The 11,088-nt window shown below is 70.0% G+C and carries 8 protein-coding genes and 2 pseudogenes; 3 read left to right on the top strand and 7 right to left on the bottom strand.

Annotated elements, in window-relative coordinates; genetic code table 11:
- Positions 1 to 41 precede the first annotated feature (41 nt).
- Both R2S09_RS29235 and R2S09_RS29230 read right to left on the bottom strand, forming a co-directional pair.
- Complete coding sequence (locus tag R2S09_RS29235; RefSeq protein ID WP_306191933.1) at positions 42 to 278, bottom strand: hypothetical protein; 237 nt, start codon at positions 276 to 278, stop codon at positions 42 to 44.
- A gap of 90 nt (positions 279 to 368) precedes the next feature.
- A complete protein-coding gene (locus R2S09_RS29230; RefSeq protein ID WP_306191934.1) occupies positions 369 to 794 on the bottom strand; it encodes an organic hydroperoxide resistance protein in 426 nt (141 codons plus the stop codon).
- A 489-nt stretch (positions 795 to 1,283) separates the two neighbouring features.
- Here R2S09_RS29230 and R2S09_RS29225 point away from each other — a divergent pair.
- Positions 1,284 to 2,142 (top strand): annotated as a pseudogene (locus R2S09_RS29225) (FAD-dependent oxidoreductase).
- A 149-nt stretch (positions 2,143 to 2,291) separates the two neighbouring features.
- On the opposite strand, the gene R2S09_RS29220 reads toward R2S09_RS29225, so the two are convergent.
- The 3 genes and pseudogenes from R2S09_RS29220 to R2S09_RS29210 form a co-directional block, all read right to left on the bottom strand.
- Positions 2,292 to 4,703 carry a lamin tail domain-containing protein gene (locus tag R2S09_RS29220; RefSeq protein ID WP_399144945.1) on the bottom strand — a complete coding sequence of 804 codons (2,412 nt, stop codon included), beginning with the start codon at positions 4,701 to 4,703 and terminating at the stop codon, positions 2,292 to 2,294.
- A gap of 428 nt (positions 4,704 to 5,131) precedes the next feature.
- Positions 5,132 to 5,380 (bottom strand): annotated as a pseudogene (locus R2S09_RS29215) (LysR substrate-binding domain-containing protein); the annotation flags it as partial.
- 186 nt (positions 5,381 to 5,566) lie between these two features.
- Entirely contained in the window at positions 5,567 to 5,956 is a 390-nt protein-coding gene (locus R2S09_RS29210; RefSeq protein WP_306191937.1) for a VOC family protein, read from the bottom strand.
- A gap of 704 nt (positions 5,957 to 6,660) precedes the next feature.
- Between R2S09_RS29210 and R2S09_RS29205 the strand changes: the two genes are divergently transcribed.
- Positions 6,661 to 7,875 (top strand): FAD-dependent oxidoreductase, encoded by a 1,215-nt coding sequence (locus R2S09_RS29205; RefSeq protein ID WP_316744270.1) that lies wholly within the window; start codon positions 6,661 to 6,663, stop codon positions 7,873 to 7,875.
- Between the two features lie 18 nt (positions 7,876 to 7,893).
- On the top strand, positions 7,894 to 8,847 hold the full coding sequence (locus R2S09_RS29200) for a sigma-70 family RNA polymerase sigma factor (RefSeq protein WP_306191939.1): 954 nt from the start codon (positions 7,894 to 7,896) through the stop codon (positions 8,845 to 8,847).
- 62 nt (positions 8,848 to 8,909) lie between these two features.
- Here the strand turns inward: R2S09_RS29200 and R2S09_RS29195 are convergent, their stop codons facing one another.
- Both R2S09_RS29195 and R2S09_RS29190 read right to left on the bottom strand, forming a co-directional pair.
- Entirely contained in the window at positions 8,910 to 9,569 is a 660-nt protein-coding gene (locus R2S09_RS29195) for an N-acetylmuramoyl-L-alanine amidase (protein WP_306191940.1), read from the bottom strand.
- Positions 9,566 to 11,062 (bottom strand): sulfatase-like hydrolase/transferase, encoded by a 1,497-nt coding sequence (locus tag R2S09_RS29190; protein WP_316744267.1) that lies wholly within the window; start codon positions 11,060 to 11,062, stop codon positions 9,566 to 9,568. Before R2S09_RS29190 ends, R2S09_RS29195 begins: the two co-directional genes overlap by 4 nt.
- Positions 11,063 to 11,088: the final 26 nt, after the last annotated feature.

The following is an 11,088-nucleotide window of genomic DNA, read 5'->3' as shown; positions in this document are numbered from 1 at the left end:
CCGCTCCCTCCGACTTTCCTGCCGGCCGCCCGATTCAGTCGTCAGACGAAGCGGGAACCTGCCGGACCGTATCCGGACATCGCCGCGCCGGCTGCCCAGCTCCATACCTGCGTGGCATCGGGCCAGCCGCCGCCCGGGACATCGGGGGCCTCGGACGGCACGACCCCGAAGGCCGCGGAGGCGTCGACGACGGCGGAGGGACCGACGGCGGCCGTGGCCGAGAGACCGACGCCGGCGGACCGACGCTGCTCGGCGATGTGTGCGGGTGTGTACGTCATGGAGGTCATGCCTTGGCCCGTCTCTGTCCGGTCGGCACCGGTGTGGTTGGTGGCAGGGGAAGGTGCGGGGTGGGGCCGGCCAGGGGCGGGTCAGGCGGCGGCGGCGTTGATGGTGACGGGGATGTTGCCGCGGGTTGCCTTGGAGTAGGGGCAGATCCGGTGCGCGGCGTGCGCGAGTTCTTCGGCGGTCTGCTGGTCGACGCCACCCAGGGTCGGGTTGAGGGTCGCCGAGAGGGAGAACTCGCCGTCGTCGCCGTGGGTGAGGGTGATCTCCGCGGTGATGACGGTACTGGTGAGCCTGATCTTGCGGAGGCCGGCGGCGCGGCGCAGGGCGCCGAGGAAGCAGGCAGCCCAGCCGGCGGCGAAAAGCTGTTCGGGGTTGGTGGCGGTGCCGACGCCGCCGAGTTCCTTGGGGAGGGCGAGGCTGGTCTGGAGCAGGCCGTCGGAGGAATGGACGTGGCCGCCGTTGCGGCCTTCTCCGTCGACGTTGACGACGGCGGTGTAGCTGACTGCCATGGCTTGTGCTCCCCCTGTGGGTCGGTCCTATGTGGCGCCTCTCCGTTTACGCCCGATGCGCATCACTGGTTGAGGCGGTGACGAAATCATGGCAGGGCGGCGCATCACCCGTCAAGATGGTGACTGTGGTGGGGGTGGGACGCCTTGGCTGGAATGGGCGACGGCTATGGCGATTTGACACCGCCTTGGTCGAGACGGTCGCGCTTGACCCACCGCCTGTGATCGACGCCGCCCTCAAGGCCGACCTCGCCGAGGCCGCCGGCCGCGAGCAGACCGTGCCGTGGAGGGGGCGTCGGCGCGAAGGTGCTTGCCGAACGGATCAGTCCGATCAGCAAGGTCCGTGCCGCGGTGCCGGCATCCGTGGAAGGTTGGCAGGATGTCGCGGCCGGCTCATGGCCGGCAGGGACACCTGCCACCGAGGACACCGTAGCCGCGGCCAGGGCGCCGGCCGGTGGCGCACCGGTCGGCAGCCATCACCTGCTCGAGGCGATGCTGCGAGCGGAGAACAGCATGGCGGCCAGGGTGCTGCACGTGAACGGGATCGACGCCGTCGTGTACGAACGTGAGTCGCCGCGCGGCGCGCGCGGCCAGGGCGGCATGCTCGATCCGCACTCCGGGACCGGGCAGCGGGCGATGCGCGAGGCCGGCCTGGTCGACCAGTTCCACGCGATCGCCCGTCGTGCGGGCCAGGATCTACGTCTTCTCGAGCCGGACGGCACCCTGCTGCTCCAGGAGGACACGCCCGATGACGCCCCGCTCGAACGGCCTGAGGTCGACCGTGCCGATCTGCGCGACCTGCTGCTGGACTCCCTCCCCGCACACGCTGTGCGCTGGGGGCATGCCTTCGAAACCGCCGACCACGGCCTGCTGCACTTCGCCGACGGCAGCAGTGCGACGTACGACCTGCGGGTCGGCGTTCGCCACCAGCGGGATCCCGTTCGGCGACCCAGCCGCCGCCCGGGCGCGGCTGATCGACCTGCTCACCGGCTGGGACTCCCGGTTCACCGAACTGATCGCAGCCTGCGACGACATGGTCCTGCCGCGGTCGATCACCACTCTTCCGGTCGGGCTGACCTGGCCGTCGACGCCAGGTGTCACGCGGCTCGGCGATGCCGCGCACCTGATGCCGCCTGTGGGGCAGGGCGCCAACATGGCGTTGCTCGACGGCGCCCTGCTCGGCCTGGCAGTGGCCGCGCACCGGGACGACTTTGCCGCCGCCGTCCAGGAATACGAACGCGAGATGTTGGAACGCACCAGCGCCGCCGGCCGGCAGTCCGCGCACGTCCAGGCAATCCTGGCGTCGCCCGACGCCGGCCGGAAGATGCTTGCGTTCTTCCAGCCTGGCTGAAGGTAATCGGATCGACCAGGCATCCGGCCGCCCAGCCGGCGCGATCACCCGCTCACGGATTCACCCGCTGACGGATTCAAGTGTGCCGTGCACACGGTCGCATGCACGGCACACCGGCGCTTCGGACGGCGAATGTAGGAGCGTACCGCCTACTTGAAGCGGACCACCTGCGGGTCGTGGTCGCTCGTCTGGTCGGAGAACTCGGCGTTGATGTGGACGACCTGGTACTCGGGCTTCTGCACGGCGGGTGAGACCAGGATGTGGTCCAGCGTCTGGGAGTTGCCGTCGTACACGTAGCTGTACCGCTCGTTCACCGGCAGCGTGTTGATCAGGTCCGTGAGGACACCACCGGAGGTGAGCGCGGCCAGCGGCTTGGAGAACTGGTAGTCGTTCAGGTCACCGAGGACGACGACCTTGGCCTTCGGGTCCTTGTCGAGCAGGCCGGACACGAAGGTGTTGACCTCCTTCGCCTGGGCCGTGCGCTGGGTCTCGGAGCTCAGCGTGGGCGGCTGGAAGGCGCCGTGCACCGGCTGGTCGCCGCCCTTGGAGTTGAAGTGGTTCCCGACGACGAAGACCTGCTTGCCCCGGAAGAGGAACTCGCCGACCAGTGGCTTGCGGCTGCTCGTCCAGGCGTCCGAGGTGGGGTCGATCCGGCCCGGGGAGACCGAGAGCCGTACACCCTTCTTGCCGTCGCCGACGGCTTCGACGGCCGTGGTGGAGTCGCCGCCCGGCCGGTCCACGAAGGTGACACGCCGCGGGTTGAAGAGGAAGACGTTGCGGATGTTGCCGCCGGGCTCGCCACCGTCGGAGTCGTTGACCGGGTCGATCGCGCGCCAGTCGTACGACGGTCCGCCGGCCGCCTTGATGGCGTCGATGAACCGGGAGATGGTCGTGCCGGCCGTGACCGTGCCGTCGTCCTTGGGGCCGTTGTCGTCCTGGATCTCCTCCAGGCTCACGATGTCCGGGGCCGCCAGGTTCGTGACGACGCCCTGGGCCAGCCGGTCGAACTTGCTCTGCGGGTCGGTCGGGTCGAGGTTCTCGACGTTGTACGTCGCGACGGAGAGCTCGTTGGACTTGCCTTTGCTCGCCACGTCGGGCGTGAGTCCGCCCGGGTCGACCGTTCCGAGCGTGGTCGCCTGGATGTTGTAGCCACCGTAGTTGGAGTAGTCCACGGGGCCCGCGGTGGTGCCGGCGAGGGTGTCGCCCACATCGGCCTTGAGCTGGTCCCCGGTCAATGAGGTGACCAGCAGCCGCCCGGAGTTGGGGTCGTCGTAGCCGGTGAGGACCGTGCCGCCCCGCGGCGTGGGGTTCTGGGCGGGCTTGGTGGTGATCCACGTCTCGTTGTAGGCGTTCGTGGCGCCCACCACGCGGGAGTCGCCGATCCGCACCACCATGCCCTCATGGGCCTCCAGCCAGTCCAGCGCGTAGGCGCCGGGCTGCAGTCCCAGGGACTCGATGCTCCCGCCCTGTGCCTGCGGGGCGTAGGTGTCGGGCAGCGTCGAGGAGTCGATGACCTCGGCCGCAGGCACCGTGTTGCCTGCGGACAGCACGGCGGCCGTCGGGCCGGTCAGTTCGGTGACGGACTGCGAGCCGCTGCTCTTGCCACCGGGGTAGTACTCGCTCACCTTGCCCGAGACGAGCACCGAGTCGCCGACCTTGACCAGGGGTGTGGCGGAGCCCGTGAAGACGAAGAGGCCTTCGCTGGTGGCCGTGTTGCCGTCCGGTTCGGGGTCCTGGATCCAGTAGCCCTTCGAGCCGGTGCTGCGCACGGCGGTCACCACGCCGGGCACGTTGGTGACGGTCCTGCCGCTCTGCGGGGAGATCCGGCCGGCGCCCTGGATGTCGTGGATGCGGAGGCTGCCGGGGGTCGGAGTGGGCGTGGGGGTGGGGGTGGGCGACGGGTCGCCGGAGCCGCCGCCCGCGGTGTTGTGGGGGCTCGGCGCGGCACCCGTGAGGTCGGCCGCGTTGTCGTCGGTGTCGGTGAGCTTCGCATCGCGCGAGACGGAGGTGGTGTTGCCGGCTCCCGTGGTGGGAGATCCCTCCCGGACCACGGCGGTGCCGAAGCCGACCAGGTCCTTGACGCTGCCGTCAGCCGCGCAGTCGGCAGCGGTCAGGCAGGTGAGCGGAGTCGTCGAGTGGACCAGTGCCACGGTGCCGGTGGTCGCCGACATGGAGATCGTGCCGGATGCGTCCGGCGTCGGCAGGGCGGTGTCGCCGCCGGAGCCCTTCGCCTCCTGGACCAGGTAGGTGCCGCCCGCGGGAATGGCGCCGGTGAGCGGGGTGACCTGCCACTTGCTGGTGGCGGTGGGCGATCCGGGCAGGTACTGCACGGACCAGCCGCCGAGGTCGAAGGGGGCGGTGGCGGCATTGCCCAATTCGATGAAGTCGTTCGTGTACGAGGCGCCGGAGTTGCCGCCTCCGCCGTACACCTCGGAGATGACGGCATCCGAGGAGGGCTCGGCGTGCGCGGTGATGGGGAGCGCGACGAGCGACCCGGTGAGGCCGACGGGCAGCGCGACGAGGAGTGCCTTGGCACCTCGGCCGCGCAGGGCCGGGGGTATGCGTGTCACGTGAGACTCTTTCTCGCGGGAGCAGTTGTGTCAGAGGCGCGGCGGAGTTGTGGGGGGTGTGTGATGCTTCAAGTCGGCGTCAAGATACGCGCGTAGACGCACGTCGTACAAGGAGTCCTACCTGATGGGTGACTGACGTTCGCCGGCCGTTCGCCCAGCGAGGGACGGAGCACCCTGGGCGGTCATACCCTCATGGCCAAGTCGGCAGGGAACGCCACCCAGACCGAGCTGCCCTACTGGTGATGCCGGCTCAAGGCCCGCGAGCAGCACATCGGCCAGGTCCTCCACCGCGTTGCACCGGAGCCGCGAACGGGAACCCGCACCGGCGCTTGCGGCACACGGATGTGAACGCCCATATCCGCGCTGCCCTGGCCGTCGGCTCCTTCACACACGACGTCGTCGCCCGCGAAGCCGGCGGGTCAGGATTCGTCCAGCGTTGCCGCCTCTCCCTGCAGGGCCTGTATCAGTGTCCGGACCTGGGCGTGGTTGCGGCGGGGGATCGTGGCGACTCCGATGTGCCGGGTCGGGGTCGGCGGCGCGATCGGGACAGTGCGCACTCCCACCACCCGCGGGGTCTGCGCGATGGAGGGGATGAGCGAGATTCCCATGCCCGCAGCGACGAGCGAGCGGGCGAAGAAGTAGTCCGTTGTCGTGCCGAGACCTCGCCCGGGTTCGTGACCTGATTCCGGGCGACTGGCTCAACGACTGTCGCTGACCACGTCCGAGGCTCCTGCGGGCCAGGCCGCCACCGAAGCAGTCCCGTCAGCGGTCCAGCCACCGGCGGCCGTAGCCGGGAGCGTCGACGATGCCCGTCGCCCGGGCCGGGTCGAGTGTGTGCCGTCGAAGTTCGACCCTCAGTTGAGGTAGTTCGCACGCCCTTCGTCGTCGAGCTCGAAGGGACCCTCAGGGATGATGCAGAACTCATTGCCCTCGGGATCCGCCATCACCAGGAACCCGCCGCCGGCGTACTGCTCCAGCCTGCTCCCGCCGAGCATCTCGACCCGTCGCTGCTCGGCGGCGGGATCGGGAGAGGTGATGTCGAAGTGCATCCGGTTCTTGCCCGACTTGGGCTGCGCCGTTTGCTGAAAGCCCAGCCCCAGGCCGTCTTCCCGCCGTAGCCAGACGTACGGGCCCGTACGGCCCACGACCGGCCTACCAAGCAGTTCGGACCAGAACACAGCGAGCCGTTCGGGGTCTGTGGCGTCGACGATGAGGGCATTGATCTTCATGGGTGGGTCCGTCATGCCCCGATCCTCTCAAGCGGGCCCTGTGGTCGGACTTCGCCGGCATCTGCTGACAGTACGATGCGCCGTTGCCATGTTCGCGGTGCGGCTCGTCGCTGACGCGGGCTGAGTTCGGGGCCCCTGCGTACCCGGGGTCCACCTCGCCGACCGACCCGATCCCTTGGGCCACCCACCCCCGGAATCAGCGGCTCGGGCACGATCAGGAACTGTGCCCACGCCTCCCGATCCCGCCGTTCGGTACCCCGACGTCGCGGCCTGCGGCACTCTTGCCACAGCGCTCCGGGCCAAGTCGGAAACACGCCTCGGCGCTGTGCCCGCCATGTCCACCAGCTCCGCTCCGCTGCTCCGCGCGACCGTCGCGAGCACCCTGCCGCACCGCGAGCCGCCGCAGATCAGCGCATGGCCGCACGAACGACGGTGGTCGATCCGTGGCACGGAACCGTTTCAGAGCACGCGCCTGGTCACCCTGTTCCGGTTGCCCCGTCATGGCCCGCCGCCCCGCACGTCTGCCGGCACCGCCGGCCGATCACGTACGGAGACGCGGTGAGGGGCTTTCAGGCTTCATCGACCGGGCGCCGTGCCCCGAGCCGGTCTCGCAATGAGCCTGTCGCCATGTGACCCATGTCACAAGCGGTTGCTGTCAGGAATCGGGTCGCTGCTCCGCTCAAGGTCACGAGGAGCAAGCGAATCAACAGGAGTTGCAGATGAAGCACCGCATCGTCGTTCTCGGCGCCGGCTATGCCGGGGCCCACACGGCCGGGAACCTGGCCCGCCGGCTGTCCCCGGCGGACATCGAGATCACCGTGGTCAACGCTGAGCCGGACTTCGTCCAGCGGCTGCGGCTGCACCAGCTGGCGGCCGGCCAGGAGATCGAGACTCGGAAGCTTGCCGACGTCTTCGCGGGCACGGGGATACGGCTGCGGGTGGCCCGTGTCACCGCCGTCGACCCCGAGCGCCAGGTCGTCGCCGTGGCCGACGCCGAGGGCGGCGGCGAGCTGAGCTACGACACGCTTTTCTACGCGCTCGGCAGCCACGTCGCCGACGGCGGCGTCCCCGGGGTGACCGAGCACGCGTTCGACGTCGCCGGCAGGCCGTCGGCGCTCCGCCTGCGCAGGCGTCTGGACAGCCTCGGCGCCGGCGGGAGGGTGCTGGTCGTCGGTGACGGGCTGACCGGCATCGAGACCGCCACCGAGATCGCCGAATCCCGGCCGGGCCTGTCGGTGGTGCTGGTCGCCCAGGGCGAACTGGGCGCCCGGCTCTCCGCCGGAGCCCGCGGCCACCTGCGCCGGGCCTGCGACCGGCTGGGCGTCACCGTCCTGGAGCACACCCGCGTCGAAGCCGTCGAAGCGGCGCGGGTGCTGTGTGCCGACGGCAGCGCCCTGGCCTCCGACGCGACCGTGTTGACAGCCGGGTTCGCGGTCAGTCCCATCGCGGCCGCCGGCGGGCTGGAGGTCACCGAGAACGGCCGGATCGTCGTCGATCGCACCATGCGGTCGGTCTCGCACCCGAATGTCTACGCCGCCGGCGACAGCGTCTACGCCGTCGGCGACAACGGCCTGCCGTTGCCGATGTCCTGCGCTTCGGCCGGCTACACCAGCATGCAGGCGATCGGCGCGATCGTGGGACGTCTGACCGGCCGCAAGATCCCGCACACCAAGCTGGAGTACGTGGGCAACCACATCAGCCTCGGGCGGCGGGACGGGATCCTGCAGATGGTCGACGAGGAAGCACAGGCGAAGCCGAAGTACCTCGGCGGCCGCAAGGCCGCGCGGATCAAGTCGGGGATCCTCAAGGCCTCGCTGTGGGCCACCTCGCACCCGACCTTCGGCCTGCCCAAGCGCCGGCGCCGCCTGACCGCCGCCCCGGATGCATCCGCGCGAACCTCCCCGCATACGTCCGCGGGGAAGGCCGTCGCATAGCCCCCTAGGGTGGTCCGCGTGGAAAGCACCGCCACTGACGGCTTCGACACCAGTCGGTTCGAGGCCAGCCGGAACCGGCTGGCCTCGCTGGCGTACCGCCTCCTCGGCTCGGCAACCGACGCCGAAGACGCCGTGCAGGACGCGTTCTTGCACTGGCAGGCCGCCGACCGGCAGCGGATCAAGGTGCCGGAAGCATGGCTGACCAAGGTCGTCACCAACCTGTGCCTCGACCGGCTCCGCTCGGCACAGGCCCGCCGCGAACGCGCCGTCGGCGCCTGGCTGCCCGAACCGCTCCTCGACGGCGACCCGATGCTCGGCCCGGCCGACACGTTCGAGCAGCGCGAATCGGTGTCCTTGGCGGTGCTGACTCTCATGGAGCGCCTGTCGCCCCTCGAGCGGGCCGTCTACGTCCTGCGCGAGGCGTTCTCCTACAGCCACGCCGAGACCGCCGAGATCCTCGACATCACCGAGTCCGCGAGCCAGCAGCACCTCCACCGGGCCCGCCGCCGCATCACCACCGCGCGCCGCGGCGGCGGCGAAGTCGACCCGGCATCCGCCCGCATGATCGTGGAGGAATTCCTCGCCGCTGCCACCTCGGGCCGCACCGAACGGCTGGTGGCGCTGCTCACCGACGACGCGACCGCGATTTCCGACGGCGCCGGCCTGGCGGAGAAGCTGCTGCGCTACGACACTCCGCAGCGCATCGCCGCCGTCGTACGCGCCGGCTTCAAGCCCACACCCGCGAAACGACGACTTGCCGGCGGCACGCCCGCCGTTCACTACGCGCTCGTCAACGGCACCCCCGCCATCCTGTTCGTGGTCGGCGACCAGGTCGTCGGCTCCGTGACGTTCGACGTCGCCAACGGCAGGATCGCGACCGTGCGCGGCATCGCCGCCCCGACCCGCCTTGCCCGGCTCATCGAAGCCTGGCGGCAGCACGAACCGGACACGCCGCTCATCGCCCAGTGGTGATGCGCCTGCGTTTCATCGTCCCGGCGCACGCCCGAGGGGGCGAGGCCCCTCGGGCGTGCGTCTCACCTGGCGGTTCCCACCTTCCGTGCCAGTTCGAGATAGTGGTCCCAGTCCCAGTTGGCTCCGGGGTCGGTGTGGGTGGCGCTGGACACCTCGTGGTGACCCAGGATGTGGCTTCGGTCCAGTGGAATCGCATAGCGCGCGCACACGGACGCGGTGAGCGCCGCGGACGAGGCGTACATCTCCTCGGTGAACCAGGCAGTGGAATGGACCCAACCCTCGTGTGTGATGCCGATGCTGCGGTTGTCGTAGTAGGGATCACCGGCGTGCCAGGCGATGTCCTTCTCGCGGACGCACTGGCCGATGTGGCCGTCTGCCGAGCGGACCAGGTAGTGGGCCGAGGTTCTCCGGCCGGGATCCTGGAAGACGGCGACGGCGGCGTCGAAGTGTTCCTGCGTGACGTGGATGACCACGTGGTCGACCGGATGACTGCGGGGGCGCCGCGCAATCCGGTAGTTGGCGGGGTCGGCGGGCAGCCACTGCGCGCCCGGATGGTCGACGGCCGTTGGGGAGGAGCCGGCGCCGGCCGCGGAAGCCGTTCCGGCGGTGGCTGCGGTGCTGGCTGCGGTGGCCAGGGTGACGGCGGCGGCACCACGCAGGACCGTACGGCGTGACGGGGGAGGTTGCCGGTTGCCGTCGCTGCGGCGGATCGGTCCGGTCATGCTCCGTCCTCCTGCGAGGTCCGATACCAGTTGTGTCGGGCGAGCCTGGGTTCGTAGACCCCTTTCGGCAGGTCGTCGGTGAGCCGGACCGACCATCGCTGGAGTCGCTGCATGAGATCGTCCTTGACCTTGCGCAGGCTCCGGTCGTCCCAGCGGTTGTCCAGCTCCATCGGATCCTTGTCGAGGTCGTACAGCTCACCGACGTCTGCGACATGCTCGTAGAGCTTGTAGTGGTCGTGCCGGATCATCCGCGACGAGCCGCTCTGGGTCACGCTGTTCAGCTCGTCGTACCTGGTGCCTTCGTAAGGGAAGTGCAGCGGTGGCCGGGCGTCGTCGGGATAGGGCAGGCCGCCGTAGCCGCGCTCGGTGACGATGTCGGCGAACTCCGCGGCCGGGTAGTCGGAGCCGGTGAGCATCTGCCACAGGCTGCGGCCCTGGACACCCAGGGGGATGGGGCGGCCGACCACCTCGCACACGGTGGGCAGGATGTCGGCGATCGAGACGAAGTCCTTGTCGTTGTCCTGCGTTTCGACGCCGCAGCCGTGCACGATCATCGGGATGTGCGCCAGGACCTCGGGGATGCCGGCGCCCTTGCGCTGCAGTCCGTAGTCGGCGGCGTAGTCGCCGTGGTCGGCGAGGAAGATCAGCAGGGTGTTCTCCCACAGGCCCTGCTCCTTCAGATGGCCGACGAGCCGGCGCAGCTGGTCGTCGATGAGGCGGAGCATGCCGCAGTAGGTGGCACGGTAGCGGCGCCAGAGCTTGTCGTAGCCGGGGCGCTTCTCCTCCACCAGGTCGCGCAGCCACTTGTAGGCGCCGCCCTTGGCCTCCGCGGCCTCGGGGCCGCAGTACCGGTCGGGGATCTCGTCCTCGTCGAACAGCGAGAAGTACGGCTCCGGCACCTGGTACGGGTTGTGCGGCTCGGGCATGGAGACCCAGGCGAAGAACGGCTTGTCGGGGTCCCGGGCGTCCACCTGGCGGATGGTGTCGGAGACGATCCGGTACGCGTACTGCTGCTCCGGCGGGAACGGGGTGGGCGCAGTCGTCGGACCCATGTCGATGGAGTTCATCCAGGCGGTGAAGGCGCGCTGCTCGGTGGTGGTGTCCGGCCCCTTCGTGTGCCCGTACGGGCCGGAGAAGGCGTCGTAGTCCTCCGGATCGTCTCGGTACATGTGCGTCTTGCCGGCGTAGAACAGTTGGTAGCCGGCGCCGCGCAGGACGTCGATCAGGTCGTCTCCGCGCGACACGTCCTGCGGGTCGGTGTTGGAGTTCTGCCGTACCCGGTGGGTGCTGGGCCATCTGCCGGTGAGCAGGCTGGTGCGCGCCGGGACGCAGGCCGGGGCGGTGGTGTACGCGCGACGGAAGCGGGTGCCCTGGGCGGCGATGGAGTCGAGAAAGGGCATCGTGTCCAGGTCGAAGCCCACGCCGGCGGTGAAGTCGGCGCGGAGCTGATCGGTCATCACGAACACGATGTTCGGAGCGGTCGGGCAGGTCACAGTGTCCCCTTCCAGGAGGAGAACGC

This window comes from Streptomyces sp. MK7 (assembly GCF_032658145.1).
GTDB lineage: Bacteria > Actinomycetota > Actinomycetes > Streptomycetales > Streptomycetaceae > Streptomyces > Streptomyces spiralis.
This window is presented reverse-complemented; position numbering and strand designations above follow the sequence as displayed.

Coding starts and splice junctions, on each gene's coding strand:
- R2S09_RS29235 (WP_306191933.1), bottom strand. CDS start 278: ATGACGTACACACCCGCACACATCGCCGAGCAGCGTCGGTCCGCCGGC.
- R2S09_RS29205 (WP_316744270.1), top strand. CDS start 6,661: ATGAAGCACCGCATCGTCGTTCTCGGCGCCGGCTATGCCGGGGCCCAC.
- R2S09_RS29195 (WP_306191940.1), bottom strand. CDS start 9,569: ATGACCGGACCGATCCGCCGCAGCGACGGCAACCGGCAACCTCCCCCG.
- R2S09_RS29230 (WP_306191934.1), bottom strand. CDS start 794: ATGGCAGTCAGCTACACCGCCGTCGTCAACGTCGACGGAGAAGGCCGC.
- R2S09_RS29210 (WP_306191937.1), bottom strand. CDS start 5,956: ATGACGGACCCACCCATGAAGATCAATGCCCTCATCGTCGACGCCACA.